The sequence below is a fragment of the Chitinophaga sp. genome (genome assembly GCF_036569125.1).
In the GTDB taxonomy this organism is placed as follows: Bacteria; Bacteroidota; Bacteroidia; order Chitinophagales; family Chitinophagaceae; genus Chitinophaga.
The window spans coordinates 1-22,134 of record NZ_DATCRF010000244.1; the positions used below are offsets into that span (position 1 = coordinate 1).

At 49.2% G+C, this 22,134-nt stretch carries 20 protein-coding genes; 13 read left to right on the forward strand and 7 right to left on the reverse strand.

The annotated features are described in order from the left end of the window. The 4 genes from VIM87_RS08825 to VIM87_RS08840 all read left to right on the forward strand — a co-directional run. Positions 1–1,210, forward strand: a 1,210-nt coding sequence (locus VIM87_RS08825; RefSeq protein ID WP_331996628.1) for a hypothetical protein, incomplete at its 5' end; no start/stop codon positions are given. A gap of 4 nt (positions 1,211–1,214) precedes the next feature. Beyond that, positions 1,215–1,892: a response regulator transcription factor gene (locus VIM87_RS08830; protein WP_331996629.1), complete on the forward strand. Its 678-nt coding sequence runs from the start codon at positions 1,215–1,217 to the stop codon at positions 1,890–1,892. Positions 1,893–1,903: 11 nt separating this feature from the next. Then, positions 1,904–3,208 carry a HAMP domain-containing sensor histidine kinase gene (locus tag VIM87_RS08835; RefSeq protein ID WP_331996630.1) on the forward strand — a complete coding sequence of 435 codons (1,305 nt, stop codon included), beginning with the start codon at positions 1,904–1,906 and terminating at the stop codon, positions 3,206–3,208. A gap of 7 nt (positions 3,209–3,215) precedes the next feature. Then, positions 3,216–5,207 (forward strand): TonB-dependent receptor plug domain-containing protein, encoded by a 1,992-nt coding sequence (locus VIM87_RS08840; RefSeq protein ID WP_331996631.1) that lies wholly within the window; start codon positions 3,216–3,218, stop codon positions 5,205–5,207. A 6-nt stretch (positions 5,208–5,213) separates the two neighbouring features. Here the strand turns inward: VIM87_RS08840 and VIM87_RS08845 are convergent, their stop codons facing one another. Next, the gene (locus VIM87_RS08845) at positions 5,214–6,071 is read right to left on the reverse strand and encodes a LysR family transcriptional regulator (RefSeq protein WP_331996632.1); all 858 of its coding nucleotides are present in this window, start codon (positions 6,069–6,071) and stop codon (positions 5,214–5,216) included. 98 nt (positions 6,072–6,169) lie between these two features. Between VIM87_RS08845 and VIM87_RS08850 the strand changes: the two genes are divergently transcribed. The 4 genes from VIM87_RS08850 to bioA all read left to right on the forward strand — a co-directional run bounded on the left by VIM87_RS08850 (position 6,170) and on the right by bioA (position 10,648). Further along, positions 6,170–6,703, forward strand: a complete 534-nt coding sequence (locus tag VIM87_RS08850) for a GNAT family N-acetyltransferase (protein ID WP_331996633.1) — start codon at positions 6,170–6,172, stop codon at positions 6,701–6,703. 4 nt (positions 6,704–6,707) lie between these two features. After that, positions 6,708–7,577, forward strand: coding sequence for a DMT family transporter (locus VIM87_RS08855; protein WP_331996634.1), 870 nt, complete (start codon positions 6,708–6,710; stop codon positions 7,575–7,577). A 162-nt stretch (positions 7,578–7,739) separates the two neighbouring features. Beyond that, positions 7,740–9,314 (forward strand): ATP-binding protein, encoded by a 1,575-nt coding sequence (locus tag VIM87_RS08860; RefSeq protein WP_331996635.1) that lies wholly within the window; start codon positions 7,740–7,742, stop codon positions 9,312–9,314. A 65-nt stretch (positions 9,315–9,379) separates the two neighbouring features. After that, on the forward strand, positions 9,380–10,648 hold the full coding sequence (gene bioA, locus VIM87_RS08865; protein WP_331996636.1) for an adenosylmethionine--8-amino-7-oxononanoate transaminase: 1,269 nt from the start codon (positions 9,380–9,382) through the stop codon (positions 10,646–10,648). A gap of 93 nt (positions 10,649–10,741) precedes the next feature. On the opposite strand, the gene VIM87_RS08870 is transcribed toward bioA, so the two are convergent. From VIM87_RS08870 to sppA, 5 genes are all read right to left on the reverse strand, one after another. Next, on the reverse strand, positions 10,742–11,239 hold the full coding sequence (locus VIM87_RS08870; RefSeq protein WP_331996637.1) for a DUF2911 domain-containing protein: 498 nt from the start codon (positions 11,237–11,239) through the stop codon (positions 10,742–10,744). 131 nt (positions 11,240–11,370) lie between these two features. Continuing rightward, positions 11,371–11,913 carry an SRPBCC family protein gene (locus tag VIM87_RS08875; RefSeq protein ID WP_331996638.1) on the reverse strand — a complete coding sequence of 181 codons (543 nt, stop codon included), beginning with the start codon at positions 11,911–11,913 and terminating at the stop codon, positions 11,371–11,373. 188 nt (positions 11,914–12,101) lie between these two features. Further along, entirely contained in the window at positions 12,102–12,629 is a 528-nt protein-coding gene (locus VIM87_RS08880) for an SRPBCC family protein (RefSeq protein WP_089919928.1), read from the reverse strand. A 49-nt stretch (positions 12,630–12,678) separates the two neighbouring features. After that, positions 12,679–13,776: an ABC transporter permease gene (locus VIM87_RS08885; RefSeq protein WP_331996639.1), complete on the reverse strand. Its 1,098-nt coding sequence runs from the start codon at positions 13,774–13,776 to the stop codon at positions 12,679–12,681. A gap of 168 nt (positions 13,777–13,944) precedes the next feature. Further along, entirely contained in the window at positions 13,945–15,702 is a 1,758-nt protein-coding gene (gene sppA / locus VIM87_RS08890; protein ID WP_331996640.1) for a signal peptide peptidase SppA, read from the reverse strand. Positions 15,703–15,823: 121 nt separating this feature from the next. Between sppA and folK the strand changes: the two genes are divergently transcribed. Then, entirely contained in the window at positions 15,824–16,309 is a 486-nt protein-coding gene (gene folK, locus VIM87_RS08895) for a 2-amino-4-hydroxy-6-hydroxymethyldihydropteridine diphosphokinase (RefSeq protein ID WP_331996641.1), read from the forward strand. A 197-nt stretch (positions 16,310–16,506) separates the two neighbouring features. Beyond that, positions 16,507–17,130 (forward strand): deoxynucleoside kinase, encoded by a 624-nt coding sequence (locus tag VIM87_RS08900; protein ID WP_331996642.1) that lies wholly within the window; start codon positions 16,507–16,509, stop codon positions 17,128–17,130. A 150-nt stretch (positions 17,131–17,280) separates the two neighbouring features. Here the strand turns inward: VIM87_RS08900 and VIM87_RS08905 are convergent, their stop codons facing one another. Beyond that, positions 17,281–18,516, reverse strand: a complete 1,236-nt coding sequence (locus VIM87_RS08905; protein WP_331996643.1) for an NAD(P)/FAD-dependent oxidoreductase — start codon at positions 18,514–18,516, stop codon at positions 17,281–17,283. Positions 18,517–18,781: 265 nt separating this feature from the next. Here VIM87_RS08905 and VIM87_RS08910 point away from each other — a divergent pair, with 265 nt between their 5' ends. The 3 genes from VIM87_RS08910 to VIM87_RS08920 form a co-directional block, all read left to right on the forward strand. Continuing rightward, positions 18,782–21,241 carry an MG2 domain-containing protein gene (locus VIM87_RS08910; RefSeq protein ID WP_331996644.1) on the forward strand — a complete coding sequence of 820 codons (2,460 nt, stop codon included), beginning with the start codon at positions 18,782–18,784 and terminating at the stop codon, positions 21,239–21,241. Positions 21,242–21,394: 153 nt separating this feature from the next. Then, entirely contained in the window at positions 21,395–21,925 is a 531-nt protein-coding gene (locus VIM87_RS08915) for a 5' nucleotidase, NT5C type (RefSeq protein ID WP_331996645.1), read from the forward strand. A gap of 4 nt (positions 21,926–21,929) precedes the next feature. Further along, positions 21,930–22,134: hypothetical protein (locus tag VIM87_RS08920; protein ID WP_331996646.1), on the forward strand; the 205-nt coding region annotated here is incomplete at its 3' end.

Here is a 22,134-nt window from a genome sequence, read left to right on the forward strand (position 1 = left end):
GGGTAAGGTAAAAGAGCCGGCCCTGTGGCAGATCACATCCGCCTACCTTTCTTTTATGACAAAAGACTATGCCGGCGCCCATACCCGCCTGGCAGCTGCAAAACCCGGCATTCAACGGGCCGACCTGCAGGATCAATGGGAAATTGTACAGCTGCTGGTGAATATTAATGAACAGCCCAACATAGATAAAGCCTATGAAAGCAAGCTGCTGGCCTCTTTAAAATGGCTGGACAGCAAGCAGCCAAAGGGAAAAGAAAGCAATGCTTACTGGGATTACCCGGACGATAATACCTGGGTGAACGCATCCTTTTACACCCGCATGTACCGCAACCTGCTGGACTATATTATTGCGCCGCGTTATGCCAAACAGAATGATACCCTGCGCCTGTCGCTCATCCTCACTAAAAGGGATGCGGTTGACCCTTCTTATTTCCGCTGGAACGGCACCAGCGGAAAGGATTTCATTGAAGATAGCCTGTCTGCCACACAGCTGATTTCCCTAACCAGCCTGTATAAAAGCAAGAACAAAACGCCTTTTGAAAAATATCTCTGTGATCAGCTGCCCTTAACAGAGCAGCAGCTTGGAGAGGTTATTGCTATCAACTATGTACGCCAGCACGATTTCCCCAATGCCGTTACCTGGTTCAAACGCAGCGGCAGCACCCGCCGTTCGGAGCTGGTGTTTGAGGAACAGCTGCAGGATTTCGGGTATGAAGAGCAGGATTCCATCCGCCATGGTATCAGCGAGCTGGAATATGCCACCCGCATGGTGGAGCTGGAGAAAAAGATGCAGGGTGCAAAGGTAGCGCCGGAAGTGTATTTTGAATATGCAACAGGGCTGTTCAGCATTTCCTATTACGGCCATTCCTACCAGTTCTCTGTAAGCTACCGCCCCAGCACCTGGTGGTATGAGCCGGCACATGAAAGAACCACCTTCCTGCGCGAATACTTTGGCTGTTACCGCGCAGAGGAATACTATAAAAAAGCAGCCGGTGCAGCCACTGACCCGGAATTTAAAGCCAAAGCCCTGTACATGGCAGCGCGCTGCGCACAAAAACATGCGCAGCTAACGGGCAAAGAAGAATGGTGGTACCCGGCTACATATAAAAATCCGTATTTTCCAACCCTGGTAAAGGATTATAAACAGACTGCATTTTATGAAACCATAGCAACACAATGCACGTACCTGCAGGATTTTGTAAAAAAATAGCCTTATGAAAGTTTTGGTCATAGAAGATGAACCGGCCCTGCAAACGGCCATCCGCCAGTACCTGGAGCAGCAGGGATATATTTGTGAAACAGCGCCTGACTTTCCCCAGGCCATGGCAAAGGTGAATGATTATGATTACGACTGTATTGTGGCCGACATAGGCCTGCCCAAAGGCAATGGCCTGGATATTATTAAAGAATTAAAAGCGCTGGAATCAGAAGCCGGCATTATTATCATTTCCGCCAAAGATTCTTTGGAAGATAAGCTCAGCGGCCTGGACCTGGGCGCTGATGATTACCTCACCAAACCCTTTCACCTGTCGGAGCTGAATGCCCGTATCAACGCCATTTTGCGGCGTAAACATTTTGATGGCAACACCAATATCCATTTCAATGAGATCCGCATAGCGCCGGGCTCCAAAGCGGTTTATGTAAAGGATACGCCTCTTACGCTTACCAGCAAAGAGTACCAGCTGCTGTTATACTTCATTGCCAACCAGCGCAGGGTGGTTACTAAAACTGCGCTGGCCGGCCACCTCTGGGGCGATGCTTATGACCAGGCAGGCTCCTACGATTTCATTTACTCACATATCAAGAACCTGCGCCGCAAGCTGCTGGAAGCCGGCGGGGAAGATTATATTAAAACCATTTATGGTACCGGCTACCGCTGGTCTGATCAATAAACCGGGGCTGTATGAGACCGATGAAGTTACTTACGCAAACCACCATTTATTTCCTGCTGCTGGTATTACCGCTGCTCACCATCAGCACCTTTTACCTCTTTTCCCAGTTCAATAAAGAGATCGGGCATGAAATAGATGAAGAGCTGCTGAACGATCAGATCCAATGGCTGCGTTATATGGATACCGTAAGCATTCACAGCCCGGTGTTCCAGCTCTCCACCCCCGAGTTCAGCCTGCAGCCGGTAACACAGCCCGCACAGGCAAAACCCGTTTTAGAAAGCGTAATGCTGTACCAGGATATAGAAGGCAAAAAAACGCCCTACCGCCAGCTTACACAGGTATTAAGCATTCACAATAATTCTTACCTGCTAACCATCCGCAAATCATTAATAGAACGCGATGATCTTATAAAGAACATCTCCATTGTAATGCTGATCGTATTCGGCGGCCTGCTGGTTTTCATTCTGCTGCTGAACCGGATGCTGAGCAAGCGCCTGTGGCGGCCCTTTTACCAGTCGCTGGAAAAATTGCATGGCATTGAGCTTAAGAAGATGGAAAACGTTAGCTTCAGCCCTTCCTCCATCAAGGAATTTAACCAGCTGCATACCGCGCTAACGGCTATGATTACACGCATACACGCAGATTACCAAAGCATTAAAGAGCTCACGGAAGATGCGGCCCATGAAATGCAAACACCCCTGGCCATTGCGGAAAGTAAGCTGGAGCTGCTGCTGCAGGACGAAACCCTCAGCGATGCACAGCTGCAGGCCATTGCGCAAAGCAGCGAAGCCCTGGAACGCCTGGCCCGCCTGAACCACTCCCTGCTGCTGCTGGCCAAAATAGAGAATCACCAGTACGATACCTCCCAGCCTGAAAGCCTGCAGCACGTTACCAAACAATACCTTGGCCTGCTGGATGAGCTGATAAAAGATAAAAAGCTTACGCTGGAAACGCAGCTTACGCAGGATGCCTCCTGGCAAATGCCCGCAGCGCTGGCCGATATGCTGATCAGCAACCTGGTAGGCAACGCCATCCGCTATAATTATACCGGCGGAAAAATAAAGCTGCAGCTGGATGATCAGCAGTTCAGCATCAGCAATACCAGCAGCTGGCCGGCCATTCCGCCACAACAGCTTTTTCAGCGTTTTAAAAAAGGCGGCGCTGTGCTGGACAGCTCAAACGGCCTGGGGCTGGCCATTGTAAAAAAGATCTGCGATACCTACAATCTCCCCATCCATTACTATTTTGAAAATGGTGTGCATACATTCACCATCTCCAGATTCTCTACAAATTCCAAACCTTCCTTTGCAGCATAGGAATACTATGCAACAACTGTTATACATTATAGCCTTCCTGTGCTGCGGTTTTGCGGCACAGGCGCAGGTCATTGCAAAAGACAGCGCTACCAGGCAATCCCCGGCAGACACGATCCCCGGCGTACCGAAACCGCAGGTCAGGAACATTGCGGAGGTAGTGATCAGCTCCACCCGCACCAACAGCCGCCTGGAAGATCTGCCTATGAAAGTGGAAGTATTAGGACAGGAAGATATGCAGGAGGAAAGTGGCATTAAACCCGGCAACGTGGCCAGCATCCTGGGCGACCTGTCGGTGATCCATATCCAGAACACCTCTGCCGTAAATGGCAACAATGCCATTCGTATGCAGGGCCTGGATGGTAAATACACCCAGCTGCTGCGCGATGGTATGCCGGTGTATGAAGGCCTGAGCGGCAATTTTGGCGTGCTGGCCATTCCCCCGCTGGACCTGAAGCAGATCGAGATCATTAAAGGTTCCATATCCACCCTGTATGGCGGCGGCGCTATTGCCGGCATGATCAACTTTATTGCCAAAACACCGGGTAATGAGCCGGAGCTGAACGTATTGCTGAACCGCAGCACCCTCAAAGAAAATAACGCAAACATCTATTATGCGCAACGCGGAAAAAAAACAGGACTTACCCTTTTTGCCGGCGCCACTGTACAAAATGAAAGTGATGTAAATAAAGACGGGTTTAGCGATGTGCCCCGCTTACGGCAATACACACTGCATCCCCGCTTTTTTTATTATATAGATCCTAATACCACGCTGGTAGCAGGTTATACCGGCACTATTGAAAAACGCGCCGGTGGCGATATGCAGGTGCTGGCACATGGTATGGACAGCGCGCATCAATATACCGAAACCAATAACAGCCACCGCCACAGCATAGACCTGCAATTCACCCGCAAACAATTAGGCGGCGGCACCCTTACCGCCAAAGGAGTGAACAGCTATTATCACCTGGATAATACTGAAGGTACTTTTGCCTTACGCGGCAACCAGGGCAACCTGTATGCAGAAGTAGCCTACAACAAAAAGAGCGGGCGGCATAACTGGGTACTGGGTCTGAATGATACCGGCGAAAAATATAAACGGGCCGGTGGCGACAGCAGCATTATTAATAACTACACCTACAACACTACCGGCCTGTTTGCGCAGGATGGTTTTAATATCACCCAACAGTTAATGGTGGAAGGGGGCCTGCGTATAGACTATCATAACGTATACGGCTGGTATATTCTGCCGCGTTTAGCCGTTGTGTACAGGCCTGTAGATGACCTTTCCATACGCCTGAGCGGCGGCACCGGTTATAAAACGCCGGCCATTTTTACCAGTCAAACACAGAACATTGCCTACCGCGATCTGCTGCCGCTTACCACCGGCATGCAGTCGGAAAAAAGCCGGGGCCTGAATGTAGATGCAAGCTACAAAACATCACTGGGCCCGGTGGAAATAACCGTAGACCAGGCATTATATTATACCTACATCAAACATCCCATTATGCCCGTTATGCAGGCAGAAGGTAAAATATTACTGCAAAACCAGCCCTATCAATGCAGGAGCCTGGGCACCGATACGTATATACGTTTTAGTTATGACGACCTGGAGCTGTATGTAGGCTACAATCATACCACCTCCAAATACTCTGATCCGGCCCATACCTTTGTACCCTTTGCCCCGCGGGATAAATTTGCAAGCACCCTGGCCTATGAGATCCCGGATAAATGGCGCTTTGGTATTGAGAATGCCTGGATAGGCCATCAATACCTGTATAATAACCAGCTGGCGCCCAACTACTGGTTCTGGGCCGCCATGATCTCCCGCCAGTTTGGCGATCATTTTACGGTAGTGCTGAATGGGGAAAATATTTTTGATGCCCGCCAGGGTAAGCGGGAAGCCTTATACACCGGCAGCATTACGCAGCCGCAGTTCCAGCCCCTATGGGGCCCTGTTGATGGCCGTACCATTAATTTCTCTGTGAAATATACTTTGTAACCGGGGTTAAGTAAGCTGTAAAATATTGCTCACTACCGCATTATCTTCATCTTTCCGCCAATGCAGGTATAGCGGCACTTCAAAAGGTAGTTTTATAAAACGCACGCCGGGGTGATTGGCCAGTGAATAGGAAACAGGCATCACAGATACGCCAAAGCCTTTCTCTATCAGGCTAAGTATCATAGAACCGAAATCGGATTCAAAGCGGATATCAGGCTCAATGCCGTAGCGGGTGAACATCTGCTCCATCTTAACCTGGTAAGTTTCACCGTCCGTTAAGGTGGATAAGATAAAAGGTTCGCCTTTCAGGGCTTCCGGGGTAATATCAGATTCCGTAAGGATGGGGTTTGCAACAGGCACCACCAGCGCAAGGCTGTCCTCCCCGATCAGTTTTGAGGCCACAAAATCGTCGATGTACTGGTTCCTGCTATAACACAGATCCGCCTCAAAAGCCTTCAGCAGCTCTATTCCATGGGAATGTTTCGATTGTACCAGTTCAACTTTAATGTCGGGATAGACCGATAATATCCGGTTTAGCAGGTCGGGCAGCAGATCGTAGCTGATGGAGCCGGGATGGTTGATCACCACACTGCCGCCCGCTCCCTGGTGGATCTTGCGCCCATACTGGATAACCGCATTCATTTGTTCCATTATCGGCTTCCATTGCTGCTGCAAAAATCTCCCGGCCGGGGTTAATTCAACTTTCCGGTTCGATCGTTTAAAAAGCTCTATTTGCAACTCATCCTCCAGCGCCTTGATCTGGCGGCTGAGAACCGATTGGGTGATGTTTACCTTATAGGAGGTGCGCCAGTAGTGCAGCTCATCAGACAGTTGTAAAAAATATTCTATTTGTTGCGTTGTCATATCCCGGATTAATGCATTTTTTGCATCAATATGCATCAATTTAGCATTTTTAAGCATCAAATACTTGCATAGTTTTGCCCTGCATTAACCAGGAAACAATGAACAACACCATGGAAAAGATCAGCATCAGCAGGGTTACACCCGATGAAATAATGAAGCTGCAGGAGATCAGCATACAAACCTTTGTTGACACTTTTGCATCTTACAATACTGAGGAGGATATGAAACAATACCTGGAAAAAAGTTTTTCCCTGCAGCAATTGACAAAAGAGCTAAACACCAGGGGCGCTGAATTTTATTTTGCACGGCTGGATGAACAGGTGATCGGGTATATAAAGATCAATACCGGCAACGCACAAACGGAGCTGCAGGACGATCATGCACTGGAAATTGAGCGCATCTATGTGCTGCAGGCCTATCATGGGAAACAGGTAGGGCAGCAGCTTTACGAAAGCGCCATCCGGATAGCGCGGGAAAGAGCACTGGAATATGTTTGGCTGGGGGTGTGGGAAAAGAATGCACGCGCCCTCCGGTTTTATGAAAAGAATGGTTTTTTACCATTCGACAAGCATATCTTTAAACTGGGGAACGATGTGCAAACAGACATTATGGTAAAGAAGTCCCTGAAATAACGATATGAATAAGAGATTGCTTTTAATAGTTTTATTGATATTAGGCACTGCTTTCTGGGGTATTTCTTTTCCGGTTACTAAAATGGCCATGGGCGCTGTTTCCCAGTCAACTTTTTTATTTTACCGCTTCCTGCTGGCAACCCTCGTACTAACGGTGGTGCTGGCCCGGCACATGAAAACCATCACGCGGCAGCACATTGTTCAGGGCATCACCCTCTCAATTCCATTAACGCTTGGCATCTATTTTCAAACCCTGGGTATCCGGTATACGGCTGCATCGCAATGTGCTTTTGTTGCCGGCACCTCTGTTATCATTATCCCGGTTTTAAAGCTGCTCATTCATAAAAAGGCGGTTGACCTCAAGATCTGGCTGGCCGCTACCATTGCCTTGATTGGCTTGTTCGTGATCTCTGTCAAAGATGGAATGTATGTGAGCATCGGGGACCTGTACACCATCATCGGGGCATTTGGCTTTGCCATTTACCTGATCAGGGTTGAGAAATACTCCATGGCCGGAAACATTGTGCCTACTATTGTTCCTATGTTCCTTACCTGCACGCTGATCATGTGCGGTATTGCCTTAGCCGATCATACCGCTGCCTGGATCCCCCAAAACCAGGGCTTCTGGACCGGCATCATTTACTGCGCGTTGTTTTCCACCGCCTATATGTACACTGTTTCCAATATCGCGCAACGGTACATCAGCGCTGAAAAAGTAGCGATCATTTATTTGTTTGAGCCCGTGTTTGCCGCCATTGCTGCCATATTCCTGCTGGGGGAAGATCTTTCCTGGCGCATGCTCATCGGCGGGGCAATGATCTTTGCAGGAACACTTATTTCAGAGATCAAACTTAAACCGCAGCAAGCTAATTGAGCAGGCCCGTGTCAGAAACAATCCTTTCCCAAAGGATTGTACTTTTCCTGATATAATTTACTAATTTTAACCCCTGATTGATAAACCAGTAACCAATAGAGCAGTACTAACATCGAGAGGGCCACTCGTTGTTATTCAGTTTTCCCCCCTAAATTTATTAGAATGTCCGATCACACACACCAGGCAGGCAGTGCAACTATACCGCAGGAACAGGAACCTGCAGAACATTGGCAAACCAATGATGTGGAAGCCTTATTAACCTGTTTGGATGATATTGTATTTGAATTAAACGAACAACGGATATTCAAACAGGTTTGGTGCAAAGATGAATCCCTGCTGTACCTTCCCAAAGACCAGATCATTGGCCGTCATATGAATGACGTACTGGGCCCGCAAAGTGAAATGTTTGCGGCATTGATCGATGCGCTGTTTGCTACGGGTGTTTCCCAGGAAATAGAATATGAAGATCAGCGCCCGGAGGTGGATAACTGGTACCGGCTGCGGGTTAATCTCATTAAAGGCGGCGCCCCGGGCAGCGGCCGGCGTATTATGGTGGTGATCAAGGATATTACCCAATATAAGCTTACTCATCTTGAGCTGATCTATGCAAAGGAGCAGGCAGAAAAAGCAGCGCGGGAACGCGGCGAGTTCCTTTCCGTAATGAGCCATGAGATCCGTACCCCGCTGAATGGTATTATTGGGATTGCCAACCTGCTGGAAGAAACGCCGCAGCATGGCAACCTGGTACGCAGCCTCAAATACTCCGCAGATCATTTGCTGACGCTGATCAACGACATACTGGACCTTTCCAAGATAGAAGCCGGGAAGGTAGAGCTGGAAAATGTTCCCTTTGATCTTAAGCGCCTGCTCCGGGATATTGAGAACAATTACCAGCCCCTGGCCCAGTCCAAAAAGGTACGCCTGCACACGGTCATAGATCCCTTTCTGCCGCACAGCCTTTGCGGCGACCCGTTCCGGCTAACGCAGATCCTCAATAATCTTATCAACAACGCCATTAAGTTCACACACGAAGGCAGCATTTTTATAGAAGTAAAACTGTTAAGCCAAACAGCGGCCAATGCCACGGTGAGCTTTTGTGTAAAAGATACCGGCATCGGCATTCAAAAAGATATGCAGCGCCGCATCTTTGAAAGCTTTGTACAGGCGCAAAGCGATACCAGCCGCCAGCATGGCGGCACCGGGCTTGGGCTGGCCATTACCAAAAGCCTGGTGGAGCTGTATAACAGCAGCATTGCCATTGACAGTGAGCCCGGCCTGGGCACTACTTTCCGGTTTGATATTGTGTTTGACCAGCTGCCCGCGGTTACACGCACCAACATCGTATACAATGAAAAACAATTGTGGGACTGGCTTAAAAATAAAAAGCTGCTGGTGGTAGAGGATAATACCATTAATGCAATGGTGATCGTGTACCAGCTGCAAAGAACAGGCGCAGCAACCCTTACTGCCGTTAATGGCCGCGAGGCCGTGGAAATGATGCAGCAGCAACACTTTGACGGTGTACTGCTGGACCTGCACATGCCGGAAATGGATGGCTATGATACCATTCCCCACATCCGGCGGCTGCAGCCGCATGCCTTTATTATTGCCCTTACTGCCGATGTGATACCGAACGTAGCAGACAAGCTTAACAGCCTGCAGGTACATTCCATTCTGCATAAGCCTTATGATCCAACTACCTTATACCGCACATTAGCCAACCTGGCCGGTTTATAGGTGCTTCATTTCTCCCCCTCTCACCTTATCTTTGCCCTCTTATTAATCATTAACTATTAATCACAATGACGTGGAGTGAACGCGATCAGCAGGTGATCTGGCATCCGTATACACAAATGCAAACAGCGCCTGCGCCTATTGGCATTGTACGCGGGGAAGGCGCCTCTTTATTTGATGAAGCAGGCAACAGCTACCTGGATGCTACTTCCAGCTGGTGGGTTAATATACATGGGCATGCCAATCCGTACATTGCGCAAAAGCTGGCCGCACAGGCTATGCAGCTGCAGCATTGCATCTTTGCAGGCTATACTCACCCCGCCGCCGTGGAGCTGGCAGAAAGATTATTACCCGTGTTACCCGGCCGCCAAAGCAGGGTATTTTATTCGGATAATGGCTCTACCGCCATAGAAGTTGCGCTGAAAATGGCGTTGCAATACTGGGAGAACAAAGGCATTCGCAAGCAAAAGATCCTGGCATTCAACCATGCTTACCATGGCGATACTTTTGGCGCGATGAGCGTAAGCAGCCGCAGCGTATTTACCGCCCCTTTTGACGACCTGTTATTCGAGGTGCATTTTATAGATACTCCCACACAGGATAATCTTCCGCAGCTGAAGGCGGCCATTGAAAGCCTGGGACCTGATGATATTGCCGCTTTTATATTTGAGCCCCTGTTACAGGGCGCGGGCGGTATGCTCATGTATGAAGCCGCTGCGCTGGATCAGCTGCTGCAATACTGCAAAGAGCAACAGATCTTGCTGATAGCCGATGAAATACTGACTGGTTTTGGCAGAACGGGAAAGAACTTTGCCATGGAGAACGTAGCCACTGCCCCGGATATCATCTGCCTTTCCAAAGGCTTAACCGGCGGCGCCCTGGCGCTGGGCGTTACCACCTGTACAGCTGATATATATAATGCTTTCTTATCAGAAAGCAAGCTGAAAACCCTGTTCCACGGACATTCCTTTACGGCCAATGCACTGGCCTGCAGCGTGGCGCTGGCCAGCCTGGACCTGTTCCTGCAGCCGGAATGTGCGCAGCAACGGGATCGTATACACGCACAGCATCAGCAGTTCCTGCAGCGTTTGGCAGCTGTGGGAACGGTGAAGCATACACGTTTGCTGGGAACTGTTTTGGCTTTTGAAATAATCACTTCCGGTCAGGATGTTTATACCAACCAGCTGGCAGATGAGCTGCATCGCTTTTTCCGCGCAAAACGGATCATGCTGCGGCCTTTGGGCAATACCCTTTACATTTTACCGCCGTATTGTATTACTAATGAGGAGCTGGGGAGAGTGTATGAGAGTATATTGGAGTTTGTGGAGGGGATGTAATGTGTTAATATGCTGATATGCTAATGTGCTGGTTAGTTCAGATCCGCTTTGATCAAACATGTCAGCACATTAGCATATTAGCACATCAGCACATTAAGATTTTACGGGTACTTCAACCTTCGTCTTATCCCATTCTACCACCAGTTTGTTAGCCGGCAGGGTAATGGTCAGCTTTTCTACCGGAGCGCTAAGCTTAGAAGAGGGCACTTTTACCTGCAGTACATCATTTCCTTTGATCTCATTGTACTTATACGCACCCCATTGTTTCAGTGAGCTGTTCAGGATGAATGTCCATTGGCTTTCACCGGGAATGGTGAACAGGGTGTAAGTACCTGCTTTAACGGGCTTGCCGCCAAAGGTGGCATCTTTTGCAAAAGTAATTTCAGTGGCTTCATTAGCGCCGGTGCGCCATACTTCGCCATAGGGCACCAGTTTGCCAAAGATCTCGCGGTCCCGCTTGGAAGGCTGTCCGTAGCTGATCTTTACATCTTTACCTTCTGCAGTGATACGTGGACTTTTTGGTGGGTCCTGAGAAAATGCCACGCTGCTGGTGGTAGCAAGGATGGCCAGGAATAAAAAGATCTGTTTCATATAGATTATTGATTTTAATGGCATAAAAAAACCGTGCAGGAAATTACAGCTATTCAATAGATCTGAAGATACCATTCATCCCTTTTTTTGAACCTCCTTCACCTTAATTATTAATTCTTAATTATTAATTATCACTTCATCTTCTCGCACCTCGCCTTCAACTCCGTCAGGCCCTGCTCAACCTGCGGGCCCATTAAACGGTCGGCCATAAAACCGCGGAGCTTCCACCAGGGTTTCCAGCCCAACCTTGTTTCCATATACCAGTGTATAACAGTACCGGTACCCTCTTTGGAGGGCCTTATTTCCAGGCCGCCCAATATAGGCCGCATATCTTTGAACAGCATGTTATAATAAACACCCTTATCAGGCTCGCTGCGCAAAACGGTCAGCTTACCGGAAGCAGCATCGTTGGAGGCGCTGGTCCAGCTGTACCAGGCGTTTTTTCCCTGTGATGGGTTTGAGAACTGCAGCGTATTCACTGCTTCTAATTTCGTCCAGGGGTTCCACTCCTGCCAGGTTTTAAGCTCATTGATCTGGCTGTATACTACGGCCACCGGGGCATCAATTACACCGGAGCGCTCTACCACTGCCTTGGAGGGGAATAACAGCGAAAGCAGGAAGATAAATACTGCAAAAGTAAATACACTGATTATGAATAGTTTGATAAAACGCATGAACGAAGTTACATACAAAAAGCTGAAAGCAGAAAGCGCAAAGCAGAAAGCGTAAAGCAGAAAGCGTAAAGCAGAAAGCGCAAAGCAGAAAGCGTAAAGCCGCCCACTGTATCAACATCAAACCATTAAACCAACCGGCACATCAGCACATTAGCATATCAGCACATCATCTGCACATCATCTGCATATCAGCTGCTTACTTTGGCCAGCTGTTGCAAGCCCCGTTCAAAATCGCGGCCCACCCACTTATCCATCATCAGGCCCAGGAATTTACGGGCGGGGTTCTGCCCAACCGTCATCTCCATGCCCCAGGTAACGCGGGTGCGCTCCCCTGCCGGCTCAAAACGGAAATAACCTTTGCTGCTGCCCTGTTCCATAAAGTTGATACTGGTAGCTATAAATTCATACGGGCGTGATTCTGTGATCAGTAAGCTGCCACGGCCCACATTACGCTTTTTACTTTCCCAGCTGTAACCGGCGCCGGCGCCGCTTTCCTTTTCACCATACACAATTTTCATCTCAGGGTCCAGCTGGTGCCAGGGCGACCAATGCTCCCAGTTACGCAGGGTATCCACCTCGCGGAATACCACGTCGGGCCGTGCGATCATCACCAGGGATCGTTCAATTTTTAAACGGGCAGGCAGGTAAAGGGAAAATACAAAAAGGCCCAGGATAAGAGCAGCCAAAGCACCCAGAATGATGTACAGGACTTGCATGTATCCAATTTAAGAAAAAAAAGGCAGAAAAGGCGGAGTTGTTAACGGGCTACTCCCACTTAAACACTTTAATGGTAACGGCGTAAATAATAACACCCCATAAGGTAAGCACGCCCAGCTCTGTACCTACGTTCCATAAATGCTGCCCCTCAAAGGCAACCTTACGGAAAGCATCGTTCAGGTAGGTAAGCGGCAGCGCACGGCATACCGGCTGCAGCCAGCCGGGCAACGCATCCACAGAAAAGAAAGTGCCCGCCAGCAGGAACTGCGGCATACTGATCACGTTGGCAATAGGCGGTATCGTGCTCTCATTGCGGGCTACGCTGCTTACCAGGAAACCAAATCCCATAAACACCACCAGCCCGAATAAAGACAGGAACAGCATTTCCAGGAAAGTAACGGCGCCATGCACCAGCGTAAAACCAAACGCAAAATGTCCCAGGCCAATGATCACAATAGCGCCAAAAAGCTGGAACAGCAGGCGGGATAGGGTTTCGCCCATAATAATGTAAGCCCGTTTAACCGGGGTGGCAAAAAAGCGTTTTAATACCAGTGTTTGCCGTAAGCTGAAGAACAGGAAAGCCGTGCCGAACACCGCCGCGCTCAGCAAAGAAAAGCCCAGCATACCGGGTAAAATAAAATCAATGGTCTTATAGGCGCGGCCCGGCACTACAACACTATCTATATGCGCTACAGATGGCCGTTTATAGAACTGGTCATCAATGCGGTTAATTACATCCGTTAAAATAGACTTGAATACCTGGATCTTATCGATACCCGCGGTGGAAGAACGCACCTTTACCTCGTACGCCGGGTTAGCGGCCTGCCCGCTTTTTTGGGTGATGTGCACAATAGCCGTTAAACGGCCTTTGATCATATCATCTTCCATTTCTGCGGCCGGCTCGTTGATCAGCTTTATGCTTTTTACGGCTGCCAGGCCTTTGTATATATAGCTGGCCGTATCAGTGCCCGCCGCTACGCCCACCTTTACCGTTACCACGCTGTTCCCGATAAAACCAAATACCAGGATGAATGCCAGGGGAAACCCAATGGTGAAAGCTACCGTGGAAGGACTGCGGAGAATAGCCCGTAAGCTGGCCTTGGTAATTGCCAGCATGGCCTTCCATTGACTGTACTGCACTGCCATAAATAAGAAACTGCTTTGAAAAATTTGGTAAAACTAAGATTGTTTTGCCCATTTACATAAAAAATCCCGGAACGCTGCCCGGGATTTAAGTCAATTTTAAGATGTGCAGATATGCAGATATGCAAATGAAACCACATCTGCACATCTGCATATTTGCACATCTGCACATTATTTGATCATCACATCAAACGGCAATCTGGCCTGTACCTCGCCGTTCATCAGCTGCAGGCGTTTGAGCTGCTGATAGATGGTATAGTTGGCGCCCAGCTCTTTTTTCACCATGCTTTCGCTGGTTTCGCCGCCAATGCTTTTCAGCAGCTTTTCCAGCGGCTGTTTTACTTCCGGGTACTCACGCAGGCGGTAAGAGGATATTTTGGCCATCCTGGCAGCGCTGGCTATGGCATCATTAATACCACCCAGCCGGTCTACCAGTCCTAACGACTTCGCCTGTACGCCGCTCCATACACGTCCCTGCGCAATGCTGTCCACTACGGACTGGCTTAGCTTGCGGCCCGCCACCACGCGCGATTTAAAGGTAGCATAGATACTATCTACCCCCTCCTGCACAAATTTCCTTTCTATATCTGTCATAGGGCGGGTAGCGCTGCCCAGGTCAGCATACTGACCGGTTTTTACACCATCAAACGTAACGCCCAGCTTATTCTTAAAGAAGCTTTGCAGGTTCATCATCACCCCAAACACGCCAATAGAGCCTGTTAAGGTATTAGGTTCTGCAAAAATAGAATCTGCCATACAGGAAATATAATATCCGCCGCTGGCAGCATAATCCCCCATGGATACGATCACCGGCTTAGCTTTTTTAGCCAGCACCAGCTCGCGCCAGATGGTTTCAGAAGCCAGTGCGCTGCCGCCGGGCGAGTTCACGCGGAACACAATCGCCTTAATGCTTTTATCCAGCCGCAGCTTGCGGATCTCCTTTATATATTGCTCGCTGCTGATGGTCACATCATCACTTCCATCACCGCCTACAATATTGCCCTGTGCATATAATACCGCGATCTTATTGTCGCCGGAGGTTGATTTATAATCTGCCGCGCTTTCATATTTTGTAAGCGATACAAAATTAATATCCGCATCCTTTTCCAATCCTATCCGGGAACGCAGCGCTTCCATTACCTGGTCGTCATATTTCAGCGCATCCACCAGCTTATAGCTAAGCGCATCCTGCGGGTTCTGGATCAGCCCTTCATTGGCATAACGGTGCAGGGTGGCGGTATCCAGCTTACGGCTTTTACCAATATTGGTGAGATAGTTGCCATACAGCTGGCCAAGGTAAGCGGAGGTTTGAATGCGGTTGGCTTCTGTCATCTGCGTTTCACGCAAAGGCTCAGTAGCGCTTTTGAACTTGCCGTCGTAGAAGATCTCCGGGTGTATTTCCAGCTTTTCCAGCGTGCCTTTCAGGAACATGATGGTAGAGGAGAAACCGGCAAAATCCAGGCCGCCCTGGGGGTGCAGGAACACCTTATCGGCAGCGGATGCCAGGTAGTAAGCCTGCTGGGTCATACCTTCCCCATACGCATATACGAATTTGCCCGACTTTTTAAAGTTAAGCAGGGCGCGGCGCAGCTCCTCGCTGGTAGCAAAACCATTGGGATTGCCGTCTGTTTTCAGGTAAATGCCTTTAATGTTATCGTCGTCCGCTGCATGCTCCAGGATCCGTACCACGTCGTATAAGCCTGGTATTTCATTGGACTGGCCCTTTAACAGGGAATTCAGCGGGTTGGAAAGTTTTTGCTCATTGTAAGGCTGGCTGGTTTCAAGCACCAGCACTGCATTAGGGCTGATCACCACCTTTTCAGGCGATACTGCCTTTCCGATCATGACCATTAATACGATCACGCCGATCACTGCAAATACAAAAAATGCCAGGAGGGACGCGAAGAAGATTTTTAGAAAGCTACGCATAAAGATTCGGATCAATTTTGCCGGGTGATTTGTCTATAGTACGCCCAATTATTGTAAAGGCCAATTCCAACTGTTTTTTCAAAAATAAGGAATATGGTTACTTTTGCGCCGATAAATATACATGAATACAGCAATATTACTTATAGGTGGCAATTTGGGAAACCGCCCCTTACTGCTTCAACAGGCCGTGCAGCTCATTGAGCAGCAGGCCGGTAAGGTGGTAAAATTATCTGGCCTGTATGAAACTGCTCCCTGGGGTAATGTGCAGCAGCCGGACTACCTGAACCAGGCCTTGCAGATCTCAACCCCGCTGGCCCCCCTGCCCCTGCTGCATACCCTCCTGAATATAGAACGTGAAATAGGCCGCATCCGCCAGCAAAAGTGGGGCGCCCGGGTAATAGACATCGACATTATTTTTTATAATGATGACGTTATTTCCCTGCCGGAGCTGAAAATACCGCATCCCCGCATGCAAAACCGCCAGTTTGTGCTGGTGCCGCTGAATGAGATACTGCCGGATTGGGTGCACCCCGTTTTTCAACAAACCGTACATGCCCTGCTGGCCGCCTGTGATGATGAGCTGCCGGCGAAGAAATTGGGCAGTTAGCAGCTGGCTATTAGCATTTGGCTGTTAGCTTTTAGCAGTCCGCTGGCCAATACCGCAGCTAAAACAACCTTAATCACTTGAACCATAATAAAACACTAAATGGCAATAGCATCAGCAATAAGTCACGGCTTTTCTTTGATCAACCGATCACTGACTGCCAACGGCCAATTGCTAACAGCTAACCGCCAACAGCTAAAATGAACTACCGCTTTATAACCATAGAAGGCAACATTGGCGCCGGCAAAACCACGCTGGCCCATATGCTGGCGCAACACTTTAACGCAAAGCTGATCCTGGAAGAATTTGCAGACAATCCCTTTTTGCCTAAGTTCTATGAAAAGCCGCAGCAGTATGCCTTTCCCCTGGAACTGTTCTTTATGGCGGAACGCTATAAACAGCTGAAAGATATGCTGCAAACACAGGACATGTTCAGCAACCTGGTGATCTCCGATTACCTGTTTGTAAAAAGCCTGCTGTTTGCCAAGATCAACCTGCTGGAAGAAGAATATAACCTGTACCAGAAACTGTTTGAGATTATTAACCCACAGCTGGTGCAGCCGGATCTGCTCATTTTCCTGAACGCCCCTGTTACGCAATTGCAGGCAAATATTAAAAAACGCAACCGCTCTTACGAGCAGCAGATAGAAGATGATTACCTGCTAAGAGTGCACAACATGTACACCCAGTACCTGAAACAGCACCCGGTACGTACGCTGATGATAGATACCACCAAAATTAACTTCCTCGCCAACCCTGCCGATTTTCAACGGATCCTGGATGCATTGGAGCAGGATTATGAGGTGGGGATCAATTACTTGTAATTACGAATTAGTCAATTACGAATTAAAATGCAACGGAGATTGTGTTTGATTGATTATCATTTATTGATTACATTATTCAATCACAGCTATTTCACACATTTCTTAATGGCACCAGCATGCCGCAGTACTCAATTCGTAATTTGTAATTGACTAATTCGTAATTGCCCCTGCTATGCTTTTTGCAGCAACAAACCCGCTGGTCCACGCATGCTGAAAATTAAACCCGCCGGTAATGCCATCCACATCCATCACTTCACCTGCAAAATAGAGGTTAGGCTGCAGCTTACTTTCCATGGTAGCGGGATTGATCTCTGTTAGCTGCACACCACCGCAGGTTACAAATTCTTCCTTAAAAGTAGTTTTCCCTTTTACCGGCAGCTCCATGGCTACCAGGTTTTTCACCAGCAGCTGCTGTGCTTTAGCCGGCATATCGGCCCAGCGCACAGTTTCGTGTATGCCTGCCTGTTGCAGCAGGAACTGCCATAAACGCTGGGGCAGCTCAAAAGGATTTTTATTATGCATTTTTTGTCCGCCCAGGGAATGGCGCAGGTCCTGCATTTCTTCCCGCAGGCTGTTTTCATGGTAATCCGGCACCCAGTTAACCAGGGCCGTGAAAGTGTATTGCATTTGCTGCAGCTCCCGGGCGCCCCAGGCCGACAAACGCAGTACTGCCGGGCCGCTCAGTCCCCAATGGGTGATCAGCACGGGCCCCTGCTCCTGCAATTTGGAGCCTGTTACCTTTACCAGCACTTTGGGTACGCTTACACCCATGAGCGCCGTAATAGGATGGCCCGGCATATTTAAGGTGAACAGGGAAGGCGCCGGTGCAGCTATAGTATGGCCGGTGGCTTTAAGCCAGTTAAACTTATCGGCCTGCGCATACCCGCCGGCAGCTATACACAGGTAATCTGCATCCAGCGCAGGGCTGTTTTGCAATTGTACCTGCCAGCGGCCATCTGCAGTGGGTTGCAGGGCTGTTACCTCCTGCTGCATCAATATGCTTATTTTATACAGGTCTGCCTCCCGCAGTAAACAGTCAATAATGGTTTGGGAGCTGTCTGTTACCGGGAACATACGGCCATCGGCCTCTGTTTTAAGCTCCACTCCCCTTTCTGCAAACCAGCTGATGGTGTCCGGCACAAAAAAATGGCCAAAGGCTTTTTTTACAAAGTGCTGCCCCCGTGGATAGCGCTGCGCCATATAACCAATATCCGGCGCCGCATGCGTAACATTACAACGCCCGCCGCCAGACACCTTTACCTTGGATAACAGCTTACCCGTTTTTTCCAGCAGCAGCACTTCCAGCTGCGGGCACAACCTGGCCGCATTCACCGCACAGAAGAAACCCGCTGCACCACCGCCGATAACGATTAGTCGTTTTTTCACTATAAATAATTTTAATGTGCTGATGTGCTAATATGCTAATGTGCCGGTTTATGTTGATAAGTGCATTGTAAAAAAACTGCACATTAGCAAATACCAGCACATTAGCATATTACCACATCAGCACATTTCTTAAAGTTTCCTTAAAATCAGCCATCCACATACCACTTTCTCCGCCTGCAATAATAAGTAAACCGCCGTTATTCTTATATTGTATAAATTGTGCCGCATATTTTTGGTTATTATTCGTGTTCTAAAAAGATATTTCATGCAAAAATTTCGCGCCCTTATGCAGCCGTTACGTGCACGCTGGTGGATCCCCGCCTGCGGCGTGGCCATGCTGGTTAGCGCTTTTTCTTTTTTTCCGGCCGATGACTGGAGCGCCCGTATAGTGCAGGCCCTGGACGATTTTGCAAGCCGTTACCCGCAGCAGAAAGTGTACCTGCACATGGATAAAGATTATTATGCAGCCGGGGAAACCATCTGGTTCAAAGCCTACATTACCTTACAGGGCTTACCGGATACCCGGGCCACCAACCTGTATGTGGAGCTGGTAGACCAGAGCGGTTCCATCGTGCAAAAACACTTATTTGCAGCCGGCAATGCCGGCGCCGCCGGCAACCTGGACCTCCCGGAAACACAGAAACCAGGTATGTACCAGGTGCGCGCCTACACCGCCTGGATGCTGAACTTTGATCATGCCCTGCTTTTTTCCCGCAACATAGAAGTGTTTGACCCGCAGAAGCGGAACAACCCGCCACCCCGCGACAGCACTGCCGTTACGGCTTTTTCCGTACAGTTCTTCCCGGAAGGGGGCGATATGATCATTAACCAGAACAACACCATTGCCTTTAAAGCCATTGACCAGAATGGTTATCCCATAGCCGTTGCCGGTAGTGTGCAGAACAGCAAGGGCGCTAAGGTAGCTACGCTGCAAACCATCCATGATGGTATGGGCCAGTTTGACCTGCAGCCCGCCAGCGGCAATGAAACGTATAAAGCCGTGGTTAAAGCCGCCAATGGCCAGGAAAAAACCTTTGACCTGCCGGCCGTAAAAACCACCGGCGCCGGTTTAAAAGTATACAACCGCGGCGCACGCGTATTTTACCAGGCCATGATTGCCAACCTGGCCGATACTGCGTACGACGAGCTGCTGCTCATAGGCCAGATCAACGACCAGCTGGTATACAAAGCGCCGCTGAAAGTATCTGACGGCCGTATCAGCGGGTTTGTGCCCACACAGCAAATGCCCACCGGCATACTGCAGCTAACACTGTTTGGCAAAGGCGGACAGCCTTTATCAGAACGCCTGGTGTTCCTGCGCCAGAACGATCTGCTGCCCCTGCAGCTGGAGCAGCCCGCCTTTAACAGCGAAGAACGTGCGCCTAACAGCGTAACCCTGAAGGTGCCCGATTCACTGGAAAGCATTTTATCGGTAGCCATCACAGATGCCGACCTGGTAGTAAAGAACAATGATGAGAACAACATTGTATCCAACCTGCTGCTTACCTCTGACCTGAAAGGCTACATTCATAACCCGGCCTGGTATTTACAGGATACCGCTAAAGCCCGCCTGCAGGCCCTTGACCTGCTGATGCTCACCAACGGCTGGCGGCGTTTCAGCTGGCAAAAGATCCTGAACAAACAATACCCCGATACCCGTTATCCCTACGAACAGGGCATCCTGCTTAAAGGCACGGCCTTTACCAATAACGGCCGTTACCAGCTGATGAACGGGAAAGTGGATTTCATCATTAAACAGATCACAGATAGCTCTACCTCTATTGTATCGGCCCCTACCAATGGTATGGGCGAGTTTACAGTGCCCGGCCTGGCCTTCCTGGATACTGCGCTGGTATATTACAAGGGCAATGACCAGCAGCAGCGCTGGAAAGATGTAACGGTAAAATTCAACACGCATTTCTTTGAGAACAGCGTACCGGTTACAGATCCCTTCCCGCTCCGGCTGCCCCCGGCAATTGATTACAATACGCTGAAGAATTACCTCTCTACCGCTTATGATGGCAACCGGGTGAACCGCTCCATTAACAGCCGCGCCATTTTGCTGAAAGAAGTGAATATCCGCGAGCGCAGGGTTACCAAAGAGGAAACCATGGATAAAAAGTACGCCTCGGGTATGTTTGCCGGTGGCGATGGTTATACGTTTGATATGACCAAGGAAACGGCCAGCTACATGAACATTTTCCAGTACCTGCAATCCAGGGTAGCCGGCTTGCAGATCACCGGTAACCTCAGCGATCCCAGCCTTAGCTGGCGCGGTGGCCGCCCCTCTTTGTACCTGAACGAAATGCCCATAGATGCCAGCATGATCAGCAGCATACCGGTTACAGACATTGCCATGGTAAAAGTGTTCCGCCCGCCGTTTATGGGCGGTTTTGGCGGTGGCGCTAACGGGGCTATTGCAGTGTACACCAAAAAAGGCGGTGAGGGTAACGACAATACCGTGAAGGGTTTTGAGCTGTACCGCAAACCCGGTTATGCAGTAGTAAAACAATTTTATTCACCGGACTATAATGTACATAAGGACGTGCATTCCCTGGCCGACAAACGCCTTACACTGTACTGGAACCCGGACCTGCCAATAGATACCACTACCCATACCGCCACCATCAAATTCTTCAACAACGACTTCTCCAAACATTTTCGTGTAGTGGTGGAAGGTATAGGCGCCGATGGTACGGTAGGAAGAGTGGAGCAGGTTTATTAATTTAGTCGATGGCCGATGGTCCATAGTCCATAGCCTATATCATATTGAAGTATTAAAAGTTTAGGTTATTTTTTGCCCTAACGCGTAATACAATTCGCTCCGAAGCAGGCAATGGACTATGGCCCATCGACCATGGACTTAAAACTAGCATTAATGGAACTCCCCTCTATCGCAATTGACATGGATGAAACCATTGCCGATCCTATTACAAAAGCACGGGAATGGTACTACCGGGATTATGGCAGGGTATTTACCGAAGAAGAGCTGCACGGCAAAACCCTCTCTGAAGCCCTGCCCGTGGACCATGCAGGAAAAATACTGGAATACCTGAACACCCCCGGCTTCTTCCGCGACCTGGCTATTTTTCCCAACGCGCAGCGCGTTATAGAAGAATTAAATAAAAAATACCGGGTATACATTGTATCAGCCGCCATGGAGTTCCCCAACTCCCTGAAAGATAAATACGACTGGCTGATGGAAAACTTTCCCTTTCTTACCTGGCGGCAGTTTTGCCTTTGCGGCGATAAAAGCCTGGTACAAACGGATATGATGATCGATGATCTCATCCGCAACTTCAAAAACTTTAAAGGCAAGCCTTATTTATTCACCGGCCACCACAATGTACATATACAAGGGTACGAACGTATATTGAACTGGGAAGATGCGGCCGCGAAATTATTATAAGCATATGTACAAACGCTTACTGGCAGCCGCCGTCTGCGCATGGCTGTGCTGCTGTTTACCTGCAACGGCACAGCAGCTGCACGCCGGCTTTAACCCTAAAGAATATGAGCAGCTGCTGCGTGTAACCGCCTTTCAGGCAGATACGCCCTGGACAAAGGTAGTGGTGCCCTACCCGGAGAACTGTAACCTCGTATACCGGTCGCCGGTAG